Annotated in this window: 20 protein-coding genes; 15 read left to right on the forward strand and 5 right to left on the reverse strand. The window is 50.9% G+C overall.

Features of this window, described 5'->3' with window-relative positions:
* Positions 1-37 precede the first annotated feature (37 nt).
* The 3 genes from ilvD (at position 38) to pcaF (ending at position 4,513) form a co-directional block, all read left to right on the forward strand.
* Positions 38-1,717, forward strand: a complete 1,680-nt coding sequence (gene ilvD, locus GS3922_RS06530; RefSeq protein WP_063165687.1) for a dihydroxy-acid dehydratase — start codon at positions 38-40, stop codon at positions 1,715-1,717.
* A 584-nt stretch (positions 1,718-2,301) separates the two neighbouring features.
* A complete protein-coding gene (locus tag GS3922_RS06535; RefSeq protein WP_063165688.1) occupies positions 2,302-3,159 on the forward strand; it encodes a 3-hydroxyacyl-CoA dehydrogenase in 858 nt (285 codons plus the stop codon).
* A gap of 145 nt (positions 3,160-3,304) precedes the next feature.
* Positions 3,305-4,513 carry a 3-oxoadipyl-CoA thiolase gene (gene pcaF, locus GS3922_RS06540; protein ID WP_063165689.1) on the forward strand — a complete coding sequence of 403 codons (1,209 nt, stop codon included), beginning with the start codon at positions 3,305-3,307 and terminating at the stop codon, positions 4,511-4,513.
* 211 nt (positions 4,514-4,724) lie between these two features.
* On the opposite strand, the gene GS3922_RS06545 is transcribed toward pcaF, so the two are convergent.
* The gene (locus tag GS3922_RS06545; protein ID WP_063165690.1) at positions 4,725-5,258 is read right to left on the reverse strand and encodes a gamma carbonic anhydrase family protein; all 534 of its coding nucleotides are present in this window, start codon (positions 5,256-5,258) and stop codon (positions 4,725-4,727) included.
* 243 nt (positions 5,259-5,501) lie between these two features.
* On the opposite strand from GS3922_RS06545, the gene GS3922_RS06550 reads away from it, so the two are divergent.
* Positions 5,502-5,924, forward strand: coding sequence for a YqcI/YcgG family protein (locus GS3922_RS06550; RefSeq protein WP_063165691.1), 423 nt, complete (start codon positions 5,502-5,504; stop codon positions 5,922-5,924).
* A gap of 218 nt (positions 5,925-6,142) precedes the next feature.
* On the opposite strand, the gene GS3922_RS17825 is transcribed toward GS3922_RS06550, so the two are convergent.
* Positions 6,143-6,316: a ribbon-helix-helix domain-containing protein gene (locus GS3922_RS17825; RefSeq protein ID WP_021095998.1), complete on the reverse strand. Its 174-nt coding sequence runs from the start codon at positions 6,314-6,316 to the stop codon at positions 6,143-6,145.
* An 82-nt stretch (positions 6,317-6,398) separates the two neighbouring features.
* Here GS3922_RS17825 and tnpB point away from each other — a divergent pair, with 82 nt between their 5' ends.
* From tnpB to GS3922_RS06580, 6 genes are all read left to right on the forward strand, one after another.
* On the forward strand, positions 6,399-7,523 hold the full coding sequence (tnpB, locus tag GS3922_RS06555) for an IS200/IS605 family element RNA-guided endonuclease TnpB (RefSeq protein WP_063165692.1): 1,125 nt from the start codon (positions 6,399-6,401) through the stop codon (positions 7,521-7,523).
* Positions 7,524-7,721: 198 nt separating this feature from the next.
* Positions 7,722-9,212: a peptide MFS transporter gene (locus tag GS3922_RS06560; RefSeq protein ID WP_063165693.1), complete on the forward strand. Its 1,491-nt coding sequence runs from the start codon at positions 7,722-7,724 to the stop codon at positions 9,210-9,212.
* Between the two features lie 317 nt (positions 9,213-9,529).
* Positions 9,530-10,630: an ABC transporter ATP-binding protein gene (locus GS3922_RS06565; RefSeq protein ID WP_063165694.1), complete on the forward strand. Its 1,101-nt coding sequence runs from the start codon at positions 9,530-9,532 to the stop codon at positions 10,628-10,630.
* Positions 10,627-11,571, forward strand: a complete 945-nt coding sequence (locus tag GS3922_RS06570) for a carbohydrate ABC transporter permease (RefSeq protein WP_063165695.1) — start codon at positions 10,627-10,629, stop codon at positions 11,569-11,571. Before GS3922_RS06565 ends, GS3922_RS06570 begins: the two co-directional genes overlap by 4 nt.
* Complete coding sequence (locus GS3922_RS06575; RefSeq protein WP_063165696.1) at positions 11,568-12,380, forward strand: carbohydrate ABC transporter permease; 813 nt, start codon at positions 11,568-11,570, stop codon at positions 12,378-12,380. The genes GS3922_RS06570 and GS3922_RS06575 overlap by 4 nt, the downstream gene beginning before the upstream one ends.
* A gap of 16 nt (positions 12,381-12,396) precedes the next feature.
* Positions 12,397-13,710: an ABC transporter substrate-binding protein gene (locus GS3922_RS06580; RefSeq protein WP_063165697.1), complete on the forward strand. Its 1,314-nt coding sequence runs from the start codon at positions 12,397-12,399 to the stop codon at positions 13,708-13,710.
* Between the two features lie 289 nt (positions 13,711-13,999).
* On the opposite strand, the gene GS3922_RS06585 is transcribed toward GS3922_RS06580, so the two are convergent.
* Complete coding sequence (locus GS3922_RS06585; protein WP_089134992.1) at positions 14,000-14,521, reverse strand: hypothetical protein; 522 nt, start codon at positions 14,519-14,521, stop codon at positions 14,000-14,002.
* Positions 14,522-14,899: 378 nt separating this feature from the next.
* Between GS3922_RS06585 and GS3922_RS06590 the strand changes: the two genes are divergently transcribed.
* Positions 14,900-16,051, forward strand: a complete 1,152-nt coding sequence (locus tag GS3922_RS06590) for a CapA family protein (RefSeq protein ID WP_063165698.1) — start codon at positions 14,900-14,902, stop codon at positions 16,049-16,051.
* A gap of 44 nt (positions 16,052-16,095) precedes the next feature.
* Here GS3922_RS06590 and GS3922_RS06595 read toward each other — a convergent pair whose 3' ends face one another.
* Positions 16,096-16,689: a class D sortase gene (locus tag GS3922_RS06595; protein ID WP_063165699.1), complete on the reverse strand. Its 594-nt coding sequence runs from the start codon at positions 16,687-16,689 to the stop codon at positions 16,096-16,098.
* Positions 16,690-18,006 (reverse strand): processed acidic surface protein, encoded by a 1,317-nt coding sequence (locus GS3922_RS06600; protein WP_063165700.1) that lies wholly within the window; start codon positions 18,004-18,006, stop codon positions 16,690-16,692.
* A 346-nt stretch (positions 18,007-18,352) separates the two neighbouring features.
* Between GS3922_RS06600 and GS3922_RS06605 the strand changes: the two genes are divergently transcribed.
* The 4 genes from GS3922_RS06605 (at position 18,353) to GS3922_RS06615 (ending at position 22,337) form a co-directional block, all read left to right on the forward strand.
* On the forward strand, positions 18,353-18,670 hold the full coding sequence (locus GS3922_RS06605; protein ID WP_063165701.1) for a hypothetical protein: 318 nt from the start codon (positions 18,353-18,355) through the stop codon (positions 18,668-18,670).
* Positions 18,671-18,842: 172 nt separating this feature from the next.
* Positions 18,843-20,333, forward strand: a complete 1,491-nt coding sequence (locus GS3922_RS06610) for an alkaline phosphatase family protein (RefSeq protein ID WP_063165702.1) — start codon at positions 18,843-18,845, stop codon at positions 20,331-20,333.
* 413 nt (positions 20,334-20,746) lie between these two features.
* Positions 20,747-20,890 carry a hypothetical protein gene (locus GS3922_RS18515; RefSeq protein ID WP_470303237.1) on the forward strand — a complete coding sequence of 48 codons (144 nt, stop codon included), beginning with the start codon at positions 20,747-20,749 and terminating at the stop codon, positions 20,888-20,890.
* Entirely contained in the window at positions 20,856-22,337 is a 1,482-nt protein-coding gene (locus GS3922_RS06615) for an aldehyde dehydrogenase family protein (RefSeq protein WP_225995624.1), read from the forward strand. The genes GS3922_RS18515 and GS3922_RS06615 overlap by 35 nt, the downstream gene beginning before the upstream one ends.
* The last annotated feature ends 67 nt before the right edge of the window (positions 22,338-22,404 follow it).

The following is a 22,404-nucleotide window of genomic DNA, read 5'->3' on the forward strand; positions in this document are numbered from 1 at the left end:
TAGCAACCTATCAATCTGATCGATGGAGGGACGCTCAATGAAAACACGGCGCAGCGACATGATTAAAAAAGGATTTGACCGCGCCCCGCACCGGAGCTTATTGCGGGCGGCGGGCGTGAAAGAAGAAGATTTTGACAAACCGTTTATCGCAGTGGTGAACTCGTACATTGACATTATTCCCGGGCACGTCCATTTGCAAGAGTTCGGAAAAATTGTCAAAGAGGCGATCCGCGAAGCGGGCGGCGTGCCATTTGAAATGAATACGATCGGTGTCGATGACGGCATCGCCATGGGCCATATCGGGATGCGCTATTCACTCCCGAGCCGGGAAATTATCGCTGACTCGATTGAAACCGTTGTTTCCGCCCACTGGTTTGACGGCATGGTGTGCATTCCGAACTGTGACAAAATTACGCCAGGAATGATGATGGCAGCGATGCGGCTCAACATTCCGACGATTTTCGTCAGCGGCGGGCCGATGAAAGCCGGCGTGACGAAAGACGGGCGGAAAATTTCACTCTCGTCCGTGTTTGAAGGAGTCGGGGCGTATCTAGGCGGCTCGCTTGATGAAGAAGGGCTGATGGAACTTGAGCGGTACGGCTGTCCGACGTGCGGGTCGTGTTCGGGCATGTTTACGGCCAACTCGATGAACTGTTTGGCTGAGGCGCTGGGGCTCGCCTTGCCGGGCAATGGCACAATTTTAGCGGTTGACCCGGCGCGCAAAGAGCTTGTCCGCGAATCGGCGAAACAGCTCATGTATTTGATCGAACACGATATTAAACCTCGTGACATCGTTACGGAAAAAGCGATCGACAACGCGTTTGCGCTCGATATGGCGCTTGGTGGCTCGACGAACACGGTGCTGCATACGCTCGCGATCGCCAATGAGGCCGGCATCGACTATTCGCTCGAGCGGATTAACGAAGTGGCGGCGCGCGTGCCGCATTTGGCGAAGCTCGCTCCGGCGTCGGATGTCCATTATATCGAGGACTTGCACGAGGCCGGCGGCGTATCGGCGGTGTTGAACGAGCTGTCGAAAAAAGAAGGCGCACTCCATTTAGACACGCTCACTGTTACCGGCAAAACGCTCGGGGAAAACATCGCCGGCTGTGAAGTAAAAAACTATGATGTCATCCGGCCAATCGATAACCCGTATTCGGAAACGGGCGGGCTCGCCATTTTGTTCGGCAACTTGGCTCCAGACGGCGCTGTCATTAAAACCGGTGCCGTTCAAGGCGGTATCACGCGCCATGAAGGGCCGGCCATCGTCTTCGATTCGCAAGAAGAAGCGCTTGAAGGCATCGCCAGCGGCAAAATCCAACCGGGGCATGTCGTCGTCATCCGCTATGAAGGGCCAAAAGGCGGACCGGGCATGCCGGAAATGCTCGCGCCGACATCGCAAATTGTCGGCATGGGGCTCGGCACAAAGGTGGCGCTTGTGACCGACGGGCGGTTCTCCGGCGCCTCGCGCGGCTTGTCAATCGGCCACGTCTCCCCGGAAGCGGCTGAAGGCGGACCGATCGCCTTCATTGAAGACGGCGACATGATCGAAATCGATACAGTGAAACGGACGATCAACGTCAAGCTGTCCGATGAAGAGCTCGAAAGACGGAAAGCGAACTGGAAAGGCTTTGAGCCGAAAGTGAAAACCGGTTACCTCGCCCGCTACTCGAAACATGTGACATCCGCGAGCACGGGGGGGATTATGAAACTTTGATAGTGAAAAACAGACGATGACCTCATCAGGAAGTCTCCCGCCTTTGTGGAAATGAAGGCGGGAGATACGCTTTGATAGTGAAGGAAAGAAGCGTTCCCACTTCTCTTTTTCTCATATGTCATCTTGCTATCGTGATCTATGTGCTCCTCAACGAGTTGCCTCTCTTTCTGATTGTCTAGCGGGAAGATCTAGTGTGTTTTTTCTGCTGATTCCTTTGTTGCCTCATTGAATGCCATGCCGAGCCATTTTTTTTGCTTCAAAGTGTTGAACAAAAGCATTGACATTTTTGAATATTTCATCTATTTTAAAGTATAGCAAAGCTATATTGCGTTATATAAACGTAAGTCATGTAAACGTAATATAGTATTCGATGTTTAAACATGTTTGGAAGCGTTTTTAAAGAGTCGATGGCGACGTCGCTGTTTGACGGCCCGCATCCGTTCCATCCACACGGTGTCGAAGGCAGTCGCAGGCATGGTGCCTAAGAACGCGTTTATAGATGGATCGGCAATGATAGAACGCGGCCAGACTTTCAGCGTGTTGCGTCATCCACAATACGAATGAAAAAGAGAGGGGAAAGAACGATGATTGAACGTCTCGTTGTTGTCGGCAGTGGCGTAATGGGAAGAGGAATTGCTTACGTCGGCGCTGTCGGCGGGTTTCAGACGACACTGGTTGATGTTAAGCAAGAACAACTAAACAGTGCTCGAAGCGAAATCACCGCCATTTTTGAGCAAGCGGTCGCTCGGGGAAAATTGACGCCTGGTGCACGTCAAGAAGCGGAAATGCGTCTTTCCTATTCGCTTGATCTGGCTGCTGCGGTGCAGGATGCCGATCTGGTGATTGAGGCGGTGCCGGAAAAGCTAGAGTTGAAAAAGCAAGTATTCGAAACGATTGATGCCCATGCGCCGGCGTCGTGCTATTTGGCGACGAACACATCAACGATGAGTCCGACGGAAATCGGCTCGTTTACGAAGCGGCCGGAGCGGGTTATCGCCATGCACTTTTTCAATCCGGTGCATAAGATGAAGCTTGTCGAAATCATCCGCGGCTTGGAAACGAGCGACGAAACGGCGCAAGTCGTGAAAGAAGCCGCCGAGCGAATGGGGAAAGAGACGGTTGTTGTCAATGAGTTTCCTGGGTTTGTAACAAGCCGGATCAGCGCGCTTGTCGGCAATGAAGCGTTTTATATGCTTCAAGAAGGCGTCGGCACGCCAGAAGACATTGATAAAGCGATTAAACTTGGCCTCAACTTCCCGATGGGTCCGTTTGAGCTGGCCGATTTAGTCGGGCTCGATACACGGCTGAATAACTTAAAATATTTGCATGAAAAGTTGGGCGAAAAATACCGCCCAGCGCCGCTGCTTGAGCAGTATGTGAAAGCGGGGCGGCTCGGCCGCAAAACGGGCAGAGGAGTTTACGATTATACAAAACAAGACTGAAACCGAGGGACATCGATAGAAGCAAAAAAGCGCGGGGGAGGGGATGCCCTCTAGCGATGCTGTTGCCGTACGGAGTTTCATCTAGCTGTACGATCCATCAAGAATGAAACGGCTATCTAAGGCCGTTTTTTAAGGGGGAGAGAGAATGGGAAGAGAAGTCGTGATTGTCGATGCCGTGCGCACGCCGATTGGCCGCTACAAAGGGGTGCTAAAAGAGGTGCGGCCGGATGATTTGGGTGCGATCGTTATTCGGGCGCTCATTGAGCGAAACCCGAATGTACCGGTTGAACAAATTGATGATGTTGTCTTTGGCAACGCCAATCAGGCTGGCGAAGACAACCGGAACGTCGCCCGCATGGCGGCGCTGTTAGCCGGGCTGCCCAAGGAAGTTGCCGGTGTGACGGTCAATCGGCTGTGTGGTTCTGGGCTTGATGCTGTGAATTATGCGGCGCGGGCGATTTTCGCCGACGAGGCGGATATCGTGATCGCCGGCGGGGTAGAAAGCATGACGCGCGCTCCGTTTGTGATGGCGAAGCCGTCAAGCGATTTTCCGCGCGGCAATATCGAAATGTATGATACAACGATCGGCTGGCGCTTTATCAATCCGAAACTGCACGAAATGTACGGCACCGACAGCATGCCGCAAACGGCGGAAAACGTGGCGAAGCGGTTTGGCATTACGCGCGAGGCGCAAGATGAGTTTGCCTATGAAAGCCAAATGAAGGCGAAACGGGCGATGGAAACGAACCGATTTGCGGATGAACTAGTGCCGGTCGTTTACCACGACCGAAAAGGCAACCGGATTGTTGTTGACAAGGATGAACATCCGCGTCCAGATACGACGCTTGAAAAGCTGGCAAAACTGCCGCCGCTGTTTGAAAACGGCACGGTAACAGCCGGCAATGCTTCGGGTGTGAACGATGGGGCGGCGGCGCTGTTGTTGATGAGTGCCGATAAAGCGAAAGCGCTCGGTTTGAAGCCGTTAGCCAAATACGTGACGTCGGCTGTCGCCGGCGTCGAACCAGCCGTGATGGGGATCGGCCCGATTTTTGCGACGCGCAAGGCGCTGCGCCGCGCCGGCCTGTCCGTTCATGACATCGGGCTTGTCGAGCTGAACGAGGCGTTTGCCTCGCAAGCGCTTGAGTGCATCCGCCAGCTTGAACTAGACCGAGAGAAAGTCAATGTCAACGGCGGGGCGATTGCCCTTGGTCATCCGCTTGGGGCGAGCGGTGCCCGCATTTTGACGACATTGATTTACGAAATGCAAAAACGTGGCGTTACCTATGGATTGGCGACGATGTGCATCGGCGTCGGCCAAGGGATCGCAACGATTGTGAAAAACGCGGACGAATAAGGCTTTTTCACATGAATAAGGACAGATGGCTTACCATTGGTGAGGGTGTCCCAAAAGGATCGGGACACCCTCTTTCATCACTATATATACGCACTGAATACTTATGCTATGCTATATCTTGTATTTCTCTTGGAAACAGACGACCTTTTGGGTCGGCCTCGTCTTGTATGCACGGACCGGTTTCCCTGCTGACCATCCGTCCTTATTTTGTTTAGTCGCGGTTTTGATCGCTTCCCGCCAGCTGCTCGCGATACTCTTTTCCTTTTTGCACGTATGTATCGATCGACAGCTGGATGAGCGCCAAATCTTTGTCCGTCAGCTCGCGGACGACCTGGCCAGGAGAGCCGATGACAAGCGAGCGCGGAGGAATTTTTTTGCCAGACGGAATGAGCGTGTTGGCGCCGATGATGCATTCTTCACCGATTTCCGCCCCGTCTAAAATGGTCGATCCCATGCCGATGATCGAACGCCGGCGAATTGTGCAGCCATGGAGCACGACGTTATGCCCAACTGTCACCTCATCCTCGACAACAAGCGGCGAGCCAGCATATAAATGGCATGTCGTATTGTCCTGGATGCTCGTGCGGGCGCCGATCGTAATCGGTCCTTCATCACCGCGCAGCACGGCGTTAAACCAAATCGTTGATTCTGGACCGACGGTGACATCGCCAATCAAATAAGCGCCCGGCGCAACAAAAACCGTTTCATGAACGTTCGGTCGTTTTCCGTTATACGGATACAGCATTCCCAATCCCCCTCGAGTGTGTTATTGTTATAATACATTAAGTATAACACATTTATCGCAGGGGAAATGTGACGAATAATGTCTGTTTCCTGATCTTCGTTGAAAAGTGTGGAAACTTTGGCGACACGAAGGTTCCTACAGAAACGAATTTTTACCGATTTGCCGGCCAGCTTTGCTGCGGACATTCACCTATCCTCCTATGGCGCGAGCACAATGTAACGGTGCTAAGGGGGATGGGGAGAGATGCAATTGTGTAACCAACAGGCGGATAAAAACCAATGGCTGCCATGGCAGCGGGAGGCGTTTACGGCTTTTGCAGCTAACATGATGAATCCAAGCCGGCCATTTCCGTGCATTTCGGTGGTGCAGGCGTACGCATTGGGCGATCTGCGCTACGGGTTTGCCGGCGACCCGTGCAACATAGCGGCAGCCGAGGAGCTCGCGGCGCTTCTTGCCGAGTTTGCCGAAACGTCCCGCCAGGCCGGGACATATCCGGTGCTCGTCGTCTTTTTTGACACCCCGCCCGAACTGGCGGAAGGCTACACCGTCAGGCAATTTGAACAGCTGTTTTGGCAGCTGCTCGGCCGGACGAGCGCGTTCGATGCGGGCGGCTGGCCGGCCGATGTGCCGCTTGATCCGCACGATCCGCTTTGGGAGCTTTGTTGAGCGGAGCTAACAGCTTGAAAGAGCTTGTTAAAACACCATAACCGCTGCCTGTTTTCCAAGGCAGTGCACTAAGCGCCCGGCAGCGGGCACTTTTTTTATCATCGTTTCGAAAAAAGACTTCCGCTTCTCGGTGTGAGTGTAAGTGGTGGGCGTTCAAAAAAATAAATCGCGACCATTCAGTATTTTTATCTAAAATTAGCAATTCATCTCCCACCTCTTTAGGTGGGAGATGAATTGCTTTCTTTTTCTTGACGTTCTGATTGTTCAAGAGCCACTTGCAATAGGTGAAAAATTGCTTGTGTGCGAGTGCCAAACCCTTTTTGTTCTTTGTATTTGTCTACTCTCTCTAAAAGAGTTTTTGGGAAACGTAATACAACTGATTGTTTTTCCATGCTTTCACCCCTGAAAATGATATACATTTAATATCAATTATGATATGCTATGTATATAATAACACAAAAGGGGGTGAAAGTCATGATGGTCAATAAAGCATACAAATTCCGTATCTACCCAAACAAAGAGCAAGAAGCGTTGATGACGAAAACATTCGGTTGCTCGCGTTTTGTATTCAACTATTTTTTAGCGAAATGGGAGGATGCTTACAAAGAAACAGGGAAAGGGCTATCATATAATGCCTGTTCTTCTCAATTAACACAACTAAAAAAAGAATTAACTTGGTTAAACGAAGTGGATAGTGTTGCTCTACAATCCTCATTGAAAAACCTTGCCGATGCGTATGCTCGCTTTTTGAAAAAGCAAAACGACAAACCACGCTTTAAATCGAAAAAGAATAAGGTGCAATCCTACACAACGAAATATACAAACGGAAATATTGCTATTGATGGAAACAAAATCAAACTTCCGAAACTTGGGTTTGTTCGTTTGGCAAAAAGCCGTGAGGTAGAAGGCCGCATTTTGTCGGCTACGGTGAGACGAAATCCGAGCGGGAAATACGTTGTGTCCATTTTAGTTGAAGCAGAAGTACAAGAGTTGCCTAAAACGGGTTCAGCCGTTGGCATCGATGTTGGTTTAAAGGACTTTGCCGTTCTTTCCGATGGAACAAAGTATGAAAATCTGAAATGGTTTCGTCAGTTAGAAAAGAAACTAGCGAAAGCACAACGCATTCTTTCCAGACGAAAAAAAGGCGGTTCGAATTGGAATAAGCAACGAATAAAAGTTGCACGATTGCATGAAAAAATCACAAACGCACGACACGATTATCTACACAAAATCTCCACCGAGATTGTCAAAAACCACGACATCATCGGTATGGAAGATTTGTCAGTAGGTAATATGCTAAAAAATCATAACCTTGCAAAAGCCATTCAAGAAGTATCATGGTCAATGTTTAAAACCATGATCGTATACAAAGCCAAATGGTACGGGAAACAAGTCGTCACCGTAGCGAAAACCTTTCCGTCCAGCCAGCTTTGTTCGTGCTGTGGCTATCAAAATAAAGACGTGAAACATCTCGCTTTGCGCGAATGGGAATGCCCCGTGTGCCGTACCCATCATGATCGAGATGTGAACGCAAGTATGAATATCAAAAACGAAGCCGTCAGGCTTCTAACCGCAGGAACTGTGGGGATCGCCTACTAAGATATTCGCTCGATAAAGCGAAGTTCGTAGGAATCTCCCACTTCGAAGCGAAAGTGGGAGTAGTTCAATGAAGTGATATTATTCAGATAAAGTTGAAAAAAACTCGGTTTTTTATGTAATCATAGCTTTCTATAAAAGTTTTTTGACAATATAAACAGAATAAATTATTATAGTAAAAGAATTAAAGGAGGGTTTGTCATGTCATCAATCAATAAGCAAGAAATCGCTGCCAGCGTTCCCCAGCGAGGCTTTTTCGGCCATCCGAAAGGGCTGTTCACGCTCTTTTTTACGGAGTTTTGGGAGCGCTTCTCGTACTATGGCATGCGTGCCATTTTAGTGTATTACATGTATTATGAAGTGTCGAAAGGCGGGCTAGGGCTCGACGAACAGTTGGCGCTCGCGATCATGTCGATTTACGGGGCGCTTGTGTACATGTCCGGAATCATCGGCGGCTGGCTCGCCGACCGAGTGTTTGGAACTTCACGGGCAGTCTTTTATGGCGGCATTCTCATTATGGCTGGCCATATCGCGTTGGCGTTGCCTGGCGGGGCGGCGGCGCTGTTTGTGTCGATGGCGCTCATCGTTCTTGGCACCGGGTTGTTAAAGCCGAACGTCTCCAGCATTGTCGGCGATATGTACAAGCCTGGCGATGACCGCCGCGACGCCGGATTCAGCATTTTTTACATGGGCATTAACCTCGGGGCGTTTTTGGCTCCACTTGTTGTCGGCACGGCCGGGATGAAATACAACTTCCACCTCGGGTTCGGGCTCGCCGCTGTCGGCATGTTTCTTGGGCTTGTTGTGTTTGTGGCGACAAGAAAGAAAAATCTCGGGCAGGCGGGAACGTATGTACCAAACCCGCTGACGCCGGCTGAAAAGAAAAAAACGGCTGTGATCGCTGCGGCCGCAGCGGTCGTCATGGCTGTGCTGCTCGCGATCTTGATTCCAAACGGCTGGTTTACGGTGGAAACGTTTATTTCGCTCGTCGGTATTTTAGGCATCATCATTCCGATCATTTATTTTGTCGTGATGTACCGCAGCCCGAAAACGACGGCCGAAGAGCGGTCGCGCGTCATCGCCTACATTCCGCTGTTTGTCGCTTCGGCGATGTTTTGGGCCATCCAGGAACAAGGGTCGACCATTTTGGCGAACTATGCGGATAAACGGACACAGTTGGATGTCGCTGGCATTCATCTCTCGCCAGCTTGGTTTCAGTCGCTCAACCCATTGTTCATTATCATCTTAGCGCCGGTGTTCGCTTGGATGTGGGTGAAGCTTGGCAAACGGCAGCCGACGATCCCACAAAAATTTGCCCTTGGCCTTTTGTTTGCCGGCCTGTCGTTTATCGTCATCCTCGTGCCGGGATATTTCAGCGCCGGAGAGCTCGTCCATCCGATTTGGCTTGTGTTGAGCTATTTCATCGTTGTGCTCGGTGAGCTTTGCTTGTCGCCGGTCGGCCTGTCAGCGACGACGAAACTCGCCCCGGCGGCGTTTTCGGCGCAAACGATGAGCCTTTGGTTTTTATCAAACGCTGCGGCGCAAGCGATCAACGCCCAGCTCGTCCGCTTTTACACGCCGGAGAATGAAACGGCGTATTTTGGCACGATCGGTGGGGCGGCGCTCGTCTTAAGCTTGATCTTATTCGCGCTCGCGCCAAGCATCCAGCGGTTGATGAGAGGGGTTCGTTAATTGCCGTCGGATGTTTGTCGTTGCTTATGGAAAACAATCAAATTTAAAGACAGGACGCTCTGCGTTGGCAGGGCGTCTTTTTTATCATCCTAAACCGGGAAGACTTATAAGTCAGCCCAACCGAGGGACGTACGGGGACAGCTTGGTGAACCGTCCTCCGAAGGGCGGGAGGGACAATAATCTCCAAATTTAAAGTGTTAGCGCAGGGAAGAACGTTCAATTACGAAATATTTACATAAATCGAAAAGTACGTTCAGACAGTATTTACAAAAATGGATTACGATGGAATAGAAAACAGAAAAAGAGGGGGGAAGGGAATGGCGTTTCTTGAGCTTGTCGAAGTGACGAAATCGTATGATGGAAAAAAGCGGGCTGTGGAGAATGTGAGTGTGGCGATTGAATCAGGAGAGTTTTTTGCTCTTGTTGGCCCGTCAGGATGCGGCAAAAGCACGATTTTGCGGCTGATTGCCGGCCTTGAATCGCTGACGTCGGGTTACGTATTGATCGACGGGCAGGTAGCGAACGACTGGCCGCCCCACACCCGTCAATTATCCATGGTTTTTCAAAACTATGCGTTATATCCGCATTTAACGGTGGAGCAAAATATGCGAATCGTCTTGCAGGCGCAAAAGGTGTCGAAAGAAGAACAAATGAGGCGCTGCATGGAAGCGGCAGAAATGCTTGGGATAACGGACGTATTGCAGCGGAAGCCGCGGGAGCTATCAGGAGGACAGCGCCAGCGTGTCGCCTTAGGGCGGGCGATCGTTGCAAGAACTCCGCTTTGTTTAATGGACGAGCCGCTCTCCAATTTAGATGCGAAACTGCGGGCTAAAATGCGCAGTGAACTTCGCCGCTTGCAACGGCAGCTCGGCATGACGGTCATCTATGTCACTCACGATCAAACAGAGGCAATGACGATGGCAGACCGGGTGATGATTTTGCATGCCGGACGCCCGCAGCAAGTTGGCGCTCCGCTCGATATTTACAATAGCCCAGATAACACGTTTGTCGCTTCATTTATCGGAACGCCGCCAATGAACTTGGCAGAGGCGCACGTACTTGAACATTCGCTGCTATTGCAAAACGAGCGGCCCGTTCGTTTTATGCACCGCCCTTTGCCTAAGGTGGAACGGGTGACGATCGGCCTTCGCCCGGAGCATATCTATCGAGCAGAACTAGGCGAGGGGCATGTGACAGCCAAAGTTGTCCATATCGAATGGCTTGGCAATGAGACGTTCGTGACGTTTGAGCTGACGAAGCATCTTCATTGGACGGCACGATGGAACGGACAATGGAACATAAGACTAGGGGAATTGGCATCATTTTCGTTTGACGAGCGAGCGCTGCTCTTTTTCGATGAGCACGGGCAACGGATCGGGCCCCCGATCAGGAGGGAGGAGGTGCGGATTGACGGATGAATGAACGTGTTTCGCCGGTCTTTCCGCCATCGCCATGGCCGGCTCAAGCAAAACAGGCGGCTCGGCAAACAACCGTGAAGTCATGGTTGGAAGGAATGATGTACCTTTTCCCTTCCCTTCTTCTGTTCGGTATATTTTTATTTTATCCGTTAGGTCGAACGTTGTACTTAAGTGTGTTTCATACAGACTACCAAGGGAAGCCGACGGAATTTGCTGGTTTAGCGCATTTTGCCGCCTTGTTTCAAGACGAGACGTTTTGGCATAGCGTAAAGACGACGTTTCTATTCGCGGCGCTCACTGTCCCGGCTACAATCGTGATTTCGTTCGGTCTGGCGCTGCTCGTCCATGAAAAGCGGAAAGGAATCGGGATCTTTCGAACGTTTTTCGCTTCTACGATGGGAATGAGCGTGGCCGCCGCTTCTGTCATTTGGCTGTTTATGTACAACCCAGCGATTGGGATCATTAACCGCTTGTTGTCTACGGTCGGCTTAACCCCTGTTTCGTGGCTGCTTGATCCCGATACGGCGTTGTATGCGGTGGCGGTAGCAACGATATGGATGAATATTGGGTTTACCTTTTTGTTGTTGCTAGCCGGCCTGCAAAACATCGACCCGTCCTTGTACGAAAGCGCGCGCATTGCCGGATTTAGCTATTGGCGCCAATTATGGGCGGTGACCGTGCCGCTGCTATCGCCGACATTGTTTTTTGTCACGACTGTCTCGCTCATTCAAGCGTTGCAAACGTTTGGACAAATCGACTTTTTAACAAAAGGCGGACCGGTCGATGCCACGAATGTGTTCGTTTATGCCATTTACCGGGAAGCGTTCGTCAACTACCAGTTCGGTTTCGCGAGTGCCCAGGCGATCGTATTGTTTCTAATCATCGCCGTAATCACATTTTTGCAGTTTCGGTTTGCTGAGAGGAAGGTGCACTATCAATGAGAGCGGTGCGGACAGCTTTAGATTATGGGGTGTTATGCTTATGTTCGGTGCTTCTCTTATTTCCTATGGTCTATGCTCTCTTGATGAGTTTCATGGATGGAGCCGGTATTTTGGCGGGGCATCTATGGCCTGATCGCTGGGAGTGGGTCAATTATCAAGCGGCTTTTGAACAGGCGCCGCTTGGTCGTTATTTGTTCAATAGTGTATTGGTCGCCTCAGTGATTACGGTCGGGCGCCTGATCGTTTCGAGCTTGGCTGCTTTTGCCTTTGTGTTTCTCCGTTTTCCGGGCCGAGATCTATGGTTTTACGTTTGCATTGCAACGATGCTTGTTCCGTGGGAGGCGACTGTCATTCCGAATTTTTTAACGATCCAGCAGCTCGGCTGGACGAATGATTACTTAGGGTTAACGGTGCCGTTTTGGGCGATGGCATTTGGCATCTTTTTATTGCGGCAGCAGTTTCGCCAAATTCCTTATGAGCTGTACGAGGCGGCCCGTCTGTCCGGCATCGGGAATTTCCGCTTTTTTTGCCGCGTCGTGCTTCCGCTTTCGAAAACGGGATTGGTGACGTTAGCTGTTTATAGTTTCTTAGATGCTTGGAATATGTATTTATGGCCGCTGCTCGTTACGAACGATGACCGCTTCCGCACCGTGCAGATTGGGCTGAAACAGCTACAGACGCAGGAGATTGCGAGCAGCTGGGGGGTCGTCATGGCAGCGGCTGTCGTCGCGATGCTGCCGACATTGCTGCTGTTGTTTGCCGGCCAGAAGCAATTGCGCAAAGGGTTTATGCAAGGAGCGATTCAATAGCGGGGAGGAGAAAAAGGTGAGAAACGTGCTGATTGTTTTACTGGCTTTAGTATGGCTTGGAGCAGGATGCTCAAGCGTCGGTTCCAATGGGGGGGCGGCCGGTAAAAAGACGGAAGTCGTGTTTTGGCATTCGATGAGCGGGGACTTGCAGACGGTGTTACATGACATTGTAGCGGATTTTAATCAAACCCATTCGGAAATTGAGGTAAAGCCTGTGTTTCAAGGTACATATGAGGAAGCGCTGACGAAATGGAACACGGTAGCTGGGACGGAAGAGGCGCCAACGATCATGCAGACGTTTGAAGTCGGAACGAAATATATGATTGACAGCGGGCAAATCGTTCCCGTGCAAACATGGATCGATAAGGATAAGTATGACGTTTCGCAATGGGAGAAAAACATTGTCAGCTATTATACCGTTGATGGCCGCATTTACTCGATGCCGTTTAACTCCTCAACGCCTGTGTTGATTTACAATAAAGATGCATTTCGCGAGGCCGGGCTCGATCCTGAGAACCCTCCGCTCACCTACAGCGAGCTGAAAGAAGCGGCGAAAAAGTTGACGAAGAAAAAAGGAAACGAAACGGTGCAATATGGGTTTTCGATTTTGAACTATGGCTGGTTTTTTGAAGAGATGGTGGCGGTGCAAGGTGGATTGTATGTGAACAACGATAACGGTCGAAGCGGCGATGCAACGAAAGCGGTGTTTAACGAAGAGGAAGGAAAACGGGTGTTTGAGTTGATCCGCGATATGCATCGAGACGGCACGTTTTATAACGCCGGTCAAAACTGGGACGACATGCGTGCTGCCTTTCAGGCTGGGAAGGTAGCGATGTACTTGGATTCGTCCGCTGGTGTCAAAACAGTGATCAATCATTCACCATTTGATGTTGGCGTCTCCTATTTGCCTGTTCCGGATGGTGTTGAACGCCAAGGCGTCGTCATCGGAGGGGCTTCACTTTGGATGATGAAAGGAAGCAGCGAAGAGGAACAAAAGGCGGCATGGGAGTTCATGAAATATTTGACAACCGCTCCGGTTCAAGCGGAATGGCACGTGCGGACGGGTTATTTTGCCATTAACCCCGCTGCCTATAAGGAACCGCTTGTCAAAGATGAATGGAAAACATATCCGCAGTTAAAAGTGACCGTTGACCAGCTGCATGAAACAAAATCAACCCCTGCCACCCAAGGGGCGCTAATCACAGTTTTTCCGGAATCGCGGCAACATGTGGTGAAGGCGATGGAACGGTTATATGAAGGGGTTGATCCGCAAGAGGCGCTCAATCAAGCAGTGGAAGAAACGAATCAAGCATTGCAACGGGAGAACTGATTGAAGTGCCGTATTGAGGATGCAAGCAAGGCCACACGGGTTGATCCCGTGTGGCTTTTTCGTAAATCAGCGGGAGATCCGCATCCTCCTGTCGCCAAAAGGCCGGCCAATGCCTGCAGCCGCTTGAAGTGCCTGTGCTGAAACAGCTTATGCTAGCCCATGGCATTGATCCGGCCCGCAAAGCGCGGAGATGGCGTGCGAAAGAACGGATCGTCCGGTTTATCGCCGAGTCGGTGGCAAAACAAATGGAAAAGGGAGACGTTTTCCTGGAGCAATAACGTTGTGCCTGCTAGTTCGCCGTTTTCAGCAAGTGAATCTCCTCTTCCGTACGGGCGATGCGGCTAATTTGATAGTCGAGCCGCTGATGAATGAGCGAGATGTCTTCTTTTGTCGCCATTTGTGTGCGAATATCGACGATCTCTCCGTGAATGGCGGCGGTGTCATGGCGCATGGCATCTTGAATGCTTCTCTGTTCAAGCTGGTTGTCGCGGACGGCCTTGACCATTTCCGTATTTTCTTTCACTTGTTCTTTCAGCCAATGAAGTTCTTCTTCTTGCTTGTCCATTCGTTTCTCAAGCTTGTCTACTTTTTGTTTTACTGCCTGTACTTCTTGCTTCATAGTGTCCATATCTTGCTTCATGGTTTCCATATCTTGCTTCATGGTTTCCATGTCTTGCTTCATGGTTTCCATGTCTTGCTTCATGGTTTCTATATCTTGCTTCATCGTCTGCATGTCTTGCTTGATCGCAGCCATATCGTTCGCTAGGTTTTGCACCAGTTCCGTCAATTGGTGAAGAAGCTGTTCCTGCATGGGAGCACCTCCCTTCGATCACATCATTCGGGGCATTTCCGGAGCAGAAAGGCAGAGGAGTATAACGTGCGAGGGCGGGGAGGAAATGCCTGCATGTTCATTATACCATAGACAAGGCGGGCCATCATCCATAAATGGCTCAACAATTAATCGAGAAAAAGAATGACAAAAGAAGGAAGAGAAGGGAAGTGTGTCGAAAAACTATAAAGCGGATCGGTTTGCGGTTCAGATGACCGCGGGAAGGCTACCGAAGACGTTTTTGAGGAGAGGGGAGAGCAGATACATCATGATCGTTGGGCTACGCCCTTCACCCCTTTGAAGTGGGAGACTTCTTTCGGAATTATGTTAAAAAACGGCTGATCGATAGGGGAAGGGAGAATGAACTTGGTTGTTAGGAGAAGAAACGCAGCACTTGCATTTCTTTTGTCATTATTTTTATTTTCATGCAGCAACGTACCTGAACGCGGCGCCCAAGAAGTGTTAGCGGCGCGGAACGGGGCGGTGAAGACGGCGGCTATGCATCCGCCGCTGCCCGGTCCGGCTGACAAAGCGGCGGTAGCGCTCGCCTCAGCGAAACGAGCGGCGCCGAACGAAGTGCGCATCACGGTAAGCGCAGCGGGCGATGTGACGCTTGGACGCGACGAAAATTACGGCTATGCGTATTCGTTTGACGATGAAGCGAAGCGGCATGGCTTGCGCTACTTTACGAAGTATATTGAGCCGATCTTCAAAAACGATGATTTTACGACCGTCAATTTGGAAACGACGCTGACGACAGCAACGCGTAAGGCAAGCAAAACGTTTCGTTTCCGCGGCCACCCGAGTTATGCGAAAATTTTAACATACGGGGGCATTGATGCCGTGAACTTGGCAAATAATCATACATACGATTATTTGCAAAAAGGGTATGAAGATACGATCGCTAATCTCAAAAAAGAAAAGGTCGGTTATTTCGGCCGAACGCTCCGGCTGATGAAAACTGTCAAAGGCATTCAAATTGGAGCGCTCGGCTATGAAGGCTGGAGCAATACAAGCACATTGCGCAAACAAATTGCTGGTGACATTCGCGCCTTGCGGAACCAAGGAGCCGATCTCGTCCTCGTTCATTTTCACTGGGGGGTCGAACGAAGCTATGTGCCAAACAGCACCCAAAAGGCGCTCGGCCGCTTTGCCATTGACAGCGGCGCCGATTTGGTCGTCGGCCACCATCCGCACGTCGTTCAGGGGATTGAAGAGTATAAAGGCAAATTCATCGTTTACAGCCTTGGCAATTTTCTGTTTGGCGGAAACAAAAACCCGAGCGACAAAGATACGTTTGTCTTCCAGCAGACATTTTCTTTCCAAAACGGCAAGCGCACGGCAAAGAAAGAAATTCGCGTCATCCCGTTCCGTATCTCGTCAGTGACGATACGAAACAACTACCAGCCGATGCCGCTTACGGGAAAAGAAGCGAACCGCGTGAAAGGGAAAATTATTTCATTGTCGGCGAAAATGAAAAAGCCGACATGGACGGCATACGAAGTGAAGTAAAAAGGATGGCCTCTGTTTCGGCCATCCTTTCGCTTTTCACAAGATTAAGAGCGCTCATTGACTAAGTTGGCGATGAGCACGTACCGCTGTGGGGCAGAACCGATGTAGCGGAACGGGTAGCACGTTGAAACAGTGAGCGTCGCTTTCGGTTTAGGAACGATGACCGTTCGGTCATCGGCGTCAACGATGCGCACTTTGCGCACGTTATAGGTGAACGTACCGGCAGACGTGCGGACGATGAGGATATCGCCTTGGCCGACTTCGCCGAGCCGGCGGAAGACTGTATCGCGATGGCCGGCGAGGACACAGTTGTCCGCTTCGCCCGGCAGGACGCTCCCGGCGTAATGGCCGACCCCTTTTTCCAGCTCGTCCTCATCTGTGCCGTGGTAAATCGGCAAGCTGGCGTTGAGCTTCGGGATGATGAGTTCACCGATTTGTTCACCTGTTTTCGGTCGGTCCGGGTAGAGCGGAGCAGGGGCCTTAACAGGTATAGCGCCTATTTGCTGTTCCGTTTTCGCTGGCAGCGGTTTGACTGCTTCAAGGCTGTTTTTCCACTTGACCCCGTAGACGCTGACTAAGGCGACCCCGGCTGTTATCAAGCCTGCTCCGAAGAGGCGCACCATCCGTCGACGGTTCATTTAGTTCGCCTCGGTTTCTCGACGGAAGCGGGCAAGAAATGCGCCGGCAGCGATTAAGGCCAAGCCAAACAGCATGTGCGTCGCATATGGGGAGGCCGTTTTCGGCAGTTTCGCCCCGGCTTCGGTTCGCTTCAACGGCTTCGGCGGTGCCGGCTTCACCACTTTTTCGATTTTCGCCGCTTGTCCTGCGTCTTGCAGGTCTTCACCGATTTCATCGAAAATGTCGGAGGCAAACATTTCTTCATTCATGACAACATCAGCAAGCAGTCCGCCTTCTGTGCTGTAAATTTCAACAAGCAAATCATAGCCATTCGCCGATTCCATCGCTAGCAGCGCCGATAAGCTCAGCGGCTTTTTCTCACCGTCTTTTGTCAAATAAAACTTCGCTTCCAATTGAAAGGCAGCGAGGAGGTCATTCCATACATCAGCGATTTCGGCAATTTGCGCCGGCGAGAGTTCCGTGATGCTCGCAAAGTCGTACGCGCCGATCGCCTCGAGTCGTCTCCCTATTCCTTCCATTTTCTCGGCAAATTGCGGGTCTTCCATATTGAGCGACTCAAAATGGCTGTATAACTTCTCTAATTCCGCTTCTGTCAAGCCAAGTTCGTCCAAATCAGGAAGCAAGTAATCGACGACTGCTTCCGAGAGCTCCTCGATGGTCGTATAGTGATCAAGCGAATCGTCGTTTCTGGCTAACAGTTTTTCGAGTTGCGGCTTCGTCATGCCGATCTCTTGCAAAAATTCGTTTAATGTCTCATCGGTGAGCGGAGTTAAGCTTTCATAATAGTCGACCATATCACTTAACTCGCCGATGGAGCCGTAATCATTCACCGATTCACCGTGTCGGCTGAGCAAAGCCATAAGCTCCTCTTTTGTCATTCCGCGCTCGTTTAGAAAGTCAGCCAGCGTTTCGTCCGTAATCGGGATCGAGTAGTCTTTGAAAAACTCGATATACTCTTTTAAATCATCAGAAAATATAAATGCATCCGTAATCGCGTCATCAGCCTCAATTTCTCCGTTGTCAATGAGCATTTGCCGGAGTTGCTCCTCGGTTAACCCATATTTTGCGAGCAGCTGCGCCAAGTTTTCTTCTGTCAGCGGTTCGCCAAGTTCACTGCGAAGTTCGTCGACGCCGTCAAAATCGTCGAGCGTATCCCCCTCATAGTCTAAGTAATTTTCCAGCTCTTCGACGGTAAGATTGACTTCGTCTAAATATTGGGCTAAAGCCGGGTCGTTGCGCTCAATGGCGAATGCTGAGGCCGGCCATGAAGCTGCGGCCACAGAGGCTGCCAGAGCGAAAGGAAGAACTTTTTTCATTAAGATGCCCCCTGCTGTGTAAATGTATACGAAACTAAGTATAGGTGCAAGACAAGGGGATGGAAATAGTCAAATATATGGAAAGTTTGCAAGTCCGGAGAAAAGGGAAGGAATGGTCGGGCTCCATCAAAGAGGGGATGAAAGCCATTGGGGAGGGAAGATGCTTGTAGGATGCCCGTTTTGCCTTTCTAGTGATGAAATTCAACATATTTCGAATTATTGTGATACAGCTTTTTAACCAAGCCGGACCGCCCGTGTCCGTTAACGTTTTCCACGTATGACTTTCCGTCAGCAACGTATGCTAACCGTTGAACAGAAGCCGTTAGGCAAAGGAGGTGTACGTGCGATGGATCGCTTATTCCGCCTGTTCGCCGTTCGGCGCGGCCGTGGTCTATGGAATCAATGGCGAATGCTCCCCGGACGGCGGCGAAACAATAACGCGATATGGGCCCTCGTCAGCTTAGGCTTCGGTGCAGCTGCCGCAGCGATGCTTGGCGCCAGAAGAGGTGCGCGCATGGCACCGATGCCCAGGGGGCCGGTGCAAAATATGATTCGCGGCTTAAACCGCTGGATGGGGCGCCGGATGGGAACGACGCGGCTTGCCACAGCAGAATTCGCCGAAGAAATGGCTCCTTGGCGGCCGGGAGACGAAGAGAAAAAATAATGACGGTTGCCCCTTTGCTCAATCGGCCGGCAGCATGGCGCCTGCCGGCTTTTTCTTTTCATTTTAGCATGCCCTGCTTCGTTTTCCGTCTATGTATATTGGCTAAACTAACGCTGTAGGAAGGCGCTTTCTGCCGCAGCTTGGCGGAAGTATAGCGAAAGGGGGATGAAGAATGCCAAAACGGGTCATTCTGTTGATCATTGATTCATTAATGTATCCCGCCCTCGAGAAGGCGGTGAGCGAAGGGGTAGCTCCGGCTTTCCAGTTTTTTATGGAAAAAGGGGCGGTATATCCGAACGTAGTGACCGCCTTTCCGACGATGTCCGTCACGGTCGACAGTTCGCTTTTGACCGGAACGTATGCGGACATCCACCGGGTGCCTGGACTTGTTTGGTTTCATGACGAAGAGAAGCGGCTGATCAACTATGGAAGTCATGTGCGGGAGTTATGGAAACTTGGTCTTTTGCGGGCGCTTGATGATGTGGTCTACCGCTTGAATAACGAACATTTAAGCCAGAGCATCGCTACCATCCACGAGGAGCTGGCGGCCAAAGGGAAGGAAAGCGCCTCAATTAATGCCCTTTTGTATCGTGGAAATACGGATCATCCGCTTCGCCTGCCGGCGCTGCTTACGTTGTTCAAGCCATTTCGCAGCTGTCGGAAAACGAAAGGAACCTGTTTGTTTACATACGGATCATTTGCGCGGCTTGGCCCTTCAAACCAGAACGGCCACTTTTGGCAAAAGTATGGATTTAACAACCGTTTTTCCGCTCAAGAGCTCGTTCATCTCATCCGGGCAGACCGTTTGCCGCCTTTTACCATTGTCTATTTTCCGGATATGGACAAAATCGTCCATAAGCACGGACCAATGGATACAAAAGGAATCGCCCAAACGGACAAGCAGCTGCAAGCTATCCTGCACTGTTACCCGAGCTGGGAGGAAGCGCTTTACGACAAATGCTGGATCATCATGGGGGATAACGGGCAAGCACCGATCCGCGCCGACCGAAAGAAAGCGCTCATCGACTTGCGCCAGCTGCTTCGCTCATACAAAATTATGGCATTAAAATGCGGGGTGAAGGAAGACGATGAAATTGTGCTGGCGGTCAATGAGCGCATGGCCTTTATTTATACACTCAATTTGCACCGCGTTTCGCTGGCGAAGCTTGCCGAGACGCTGCGACAGGACGGTCGGATTGATGTCATCGCCTGGCTGGAGAAAGACGCGGCGCACGTCATTTCAGGCGTTCGGAGCGGAAAGCTCACGTTTCGGCCAAACGGGGTGCAAACGGATGAGTACGGGCAGCGATGGGATGTTCAAGGGGACCTAGGCGTGCTCGATTTGACAGCCAGCGGCGGGCGCATTTCGTACGGCGATTATCCCGACGCGTTGGCTCGGCTGTATAGTTCTTTGACGTCGCATCGCGGGACGTTTCTGATTGTCAGCGCCGCCCCGGGGTTTGAATTTATCGGTGAAGGGTCGCCGACCCATGTCGGCGGGGCGAGCCACGGCGCATTGCACCGCCACGATTCGCTCGTGCCGATGATCGTCGCCAGAACGGATTCAGCGCCGAAGCATTTGCGCGTCATCGACCTAAAAGAATGGATGTTGTCGCTGCTTGAAGGGGAAACTATGCAGGAAATCCGCGAGTCGGATGTGTGAACGTTTTGTCGGAAAATAATAAAATGGAGCGACCGGAAGTAGCGGGACGGTGTGTATCACCGTCTCATTTTTTATGGAAATTTAAGCGATCGTCTTCATTCCGTAGAACAGAAACGTGAATAGAGGAGGCAGATGGCCGGACGGTAGTGAGGGTGAAAGAATTGGTCGTCCTGGGCTGAGTTTTCTCATTCTCAGAAAGAATGAGGGTGGGAATGTTTCTGAAAAAAGAATGGTGTAAATTTTCATTTTTTTTTAGTTTTGTAATTGACAAACCGTTGTTAGTTTAATAGTATTATGTTAAACAGACGATATTAAACAAAACATAATAATCACAAAGAGGTGTCTGACGGATGCCGGCACGTAAGGAGGTACGCTGTTCATTTTGCGGTTCAGCGAATGTAGCGCCGTTATCGATGTTTGGAACCGCTCAGCTTGTGTCGCAATATTATTGCCATCAATGCAGGAGTGTGTTTGAGCGGGTGAGATGGAGAAACGATGCCAATGAGGAAGGGGAGACCATTGATGACGATCAAGAAGCATTATCCGCTGTTTATTAACGGCCAGTATGTTGAAAGCAGCAACGGTGAAGTGTTTGAAACGGTCAATCCGGCGACAGAAGAAGTGATTGCGACGGTCGCCAAGGCGACAAAAGCGGATGTGGACCGTGCTGTCGAAGCGGCGCGTACGGCATTTGAGTCGGGCAAATGGCCGAAAATGACGGCGGCAAAACGCGCGCGTTTGCTCAATCAAATCGCCAACCTCATGAGAGAGCGGTTCAACGATTTAGTGTATGCCGAAGTGCTAAATAGCGGCAAAACGGTCGATGCGGCGAAAGGGCAAATTATGCAGGCAATTGAGGATTTTGAATTTTACGCGGCCGCGGCGATTACGCTGCAGGGAGATACAAACCAAGTGCCGAACGGATTTTTCAACTATACGGTAAAAGAGCCGGTCGGCGTATGCGGCCAAATCATCCCGTGGAACTATCCGCTGATGATGGCAGCTTGGAAGATAGCTCCGGCATTGGCAGCGGGATGTACGGTCGTGTTAAAGCCGGCAAGCTACACGCCGATTACCGCTTATATGTTGGCGGAAATTTGCCAAGAGGCCGGGGTTCCCGATGGCGTCGTTAACGTGATTACAGGAAGCGGTTCCGAAATCGGCCCATATATGACCGAACATCCGGGGATTGATAAGGTGGCTTTCACCGGGGAGACAGAAACCGGCAAAGACATTATGCGGCGCGCCTCTGGGACGTTGAAACGGGTGACGCTCGAACTTGGCGGAAAATCGCCAAATATCGTGTTTGATGATTGCGATATAGAAGCGGCTGTCAACGGTTCACTTTACGGTATTTTTTACAATACAGGGCAGTCGTGTGAGGCACGCTCACGGCTGTTTGTCCACGAAGCCATTTACGACGAATTTATGGAGAAATTTATTGAAAAAGCTTCCCGCATCCGCGTCGGCAACCCGTTTGAAAAAGGGGTACATATGGGAGCGGTCATTTCGCGAAGCCATCAGCAAGTGATCGACGGCTATGTGAAGCTGGCGGTTGAGGAAGGCGGCGAAGTGCTGTACGGCGGAAAAGTTCCGGAAGGCGACGAGTTTGCGAAAGGCTACTGGTATATGCCGACGGTGATCGGAAACGTCACAAACGATATGCGCGTGGCGCAGGAAGAAATTTTCGGGCCGGTCGTCGTCGTCATGAAGTTTCGCGATGAGGAAGACGTCATCCGGCAGGCGAACGATACGATTTTCGGCTTAGGGTCGGCCGTATGGACGAAAGACCACGGAAGAGCCCATCGCGTCGCTTCGCGCATCCGGGCAGGGATTGTCATGATCAACTCGCCGATTTCCGCCTTCCCGGGCACGCCGTTTGGCGGGTACAAGCAGTCAGGATTTGGCCGTGAGCTGGCACTGGAAACGTTGAATTTGTACACCGAAACGAAGAGCGTCGTCTCTTATATCGGCAGCAAGCCGTTGAACCTGTTTGGCATTTAACAAGGCAGATTGATGCGCTCGGATCACCATAGCTGGGATAAGCGGTATTTAAAACAAACATATCATA

Source organism: Geobacillus subterraneus, from assembly GCF_001618685.1.
Lineage (GTDB): Bacteria > Bacillota > Bacilli > Bacillales > Anoxybacillaceae > Geobacillus > Geobacillus subterraneus.

Coding starts and splice junctions, on each gene's coding strand:
- GS3922_RS06615 (WP_225995624.1), top strand. CDS start 20,856: ATGACGATCAAGAAGCATTATCCGCTGTTTATTAACGGCCAGTATGTT.
- GS3922_RS06605 (WP_063165701.1), top strand. CDS start 18,353: ATGGATCGCTTATTCCGCCTGTTCGCCGTTCGGCGCGGCCGTGGTCTA.
- GS3922_RS06610 (WP_063165702.1), top strand. CDS start 18,843: ATGCCAAAACGGGTCATTCTGTTGATCATTGATTCATTAATGTATCCC.
- GS3922_RS06575 (WP_063165696.1), top strand. CDS start 11,568: ATGAGAGCGGTGCGGACAGCTTTAGATTATGGGGTGTTATGCTTATGT.
- GS3922_RS18515 (WP_470303237.1), top strand. CDS start 20,747: ATGTTTGGAACCGCTCAGCTTGTGTCGCAATATTATTGCCATCAATGC.
- ilvD (WP_063165687.1), top strand. CDS start 38: ATGAAAACACGGCGCAGCGACATGATTAAAAAAGGATTTGACCGCGCC.
- GS3922_RS06550 (WP_063165691.1), top strand. CDS start 5,502: ATGCAATTGTGTAACCAACAGGCGGATAAAAACCAATGGCTGCCATGG.
- GS3922_RS06590 (WP_063165698.1), top strand. CDS start 14,900: ATGAACTTGGTTGTTAGGAGAAGAAACGCAGCACTTGCATTTCTTTTG.
- GS3922_RS06560 (WP_063165693.1), top strand. CDS start 7,722: ATGTCATCAATCAATAAGCAAGAAATCGCTGCCAGCGTTCCCCAGCGA.
- tnpB (WP_063165692.1), top strand. CDS start 6,399: ATGATGGTCAATAAAGCATACAAATTCCGTATCTACCCAAACAAAGAG.
- pcaF (WP_063165689.1), top strand. CDS start 3,305: ATGGGAAGAGAAGTCGTGATTGTCGATGCCGTGCGCACGCCGATTGGC.
- GS3922_RS17825 (WP_021095998.1), bottom strand. CDS start 6,316: ATGGAAAAACAATCAGTTGTATTACGTTTCCCAAAAACTCTTTTAGAG.
- GS3922_RS06545 (WP_063165690.1), bottom strand. CDS start 5,258: ATGCTGTATCCGTATAACGGAAAACGACCGAACGTTCATGAAACGGTT.
- GS3922_RS06535 (WP_063165688.1), top strand. CDS start 2,302: ATGATTGAACGTCTCGTTGTTGTCGGCAGTGGCGTAATGGGAAGAGGA.
- GS3922_RS06595 (WP_063165699.1), bottom strand. CDS start 16,689: ATGAACCGTCGACGGATGGTGCGCCTCTTCGGAGCAGGCTTGATAACA.
- GS3922_RS06600 (WP_063165700.1), bottom strand. CDS start 18,006: ATGAAAAAAGTTCTTCCTTTCGCTCTGGCAGCCTCTGTGGCCGCAGCT.
- GS3922_RS06570 (WP_063165695.1), top strand. CDS start 10,627: ATGAATGAACGTGTTTCGCCGGTCTTTCCGCCATCGCCATGGCCGGCT.
- GS3922_RS06565 (WP_063165694.1), top strand. CDS start 9,530: ATGGCGTTTCTTGAGCTTGTCGAAGTGACGAAATCGTATGATGGAAAA.
- GS3922_RS06585 (WP_089134992.1), bottom strand. CDS start 14,521: ATGCAGGAACAGCTTCTTCACCAATTGACGGAACTGGTGCAAAACCTA.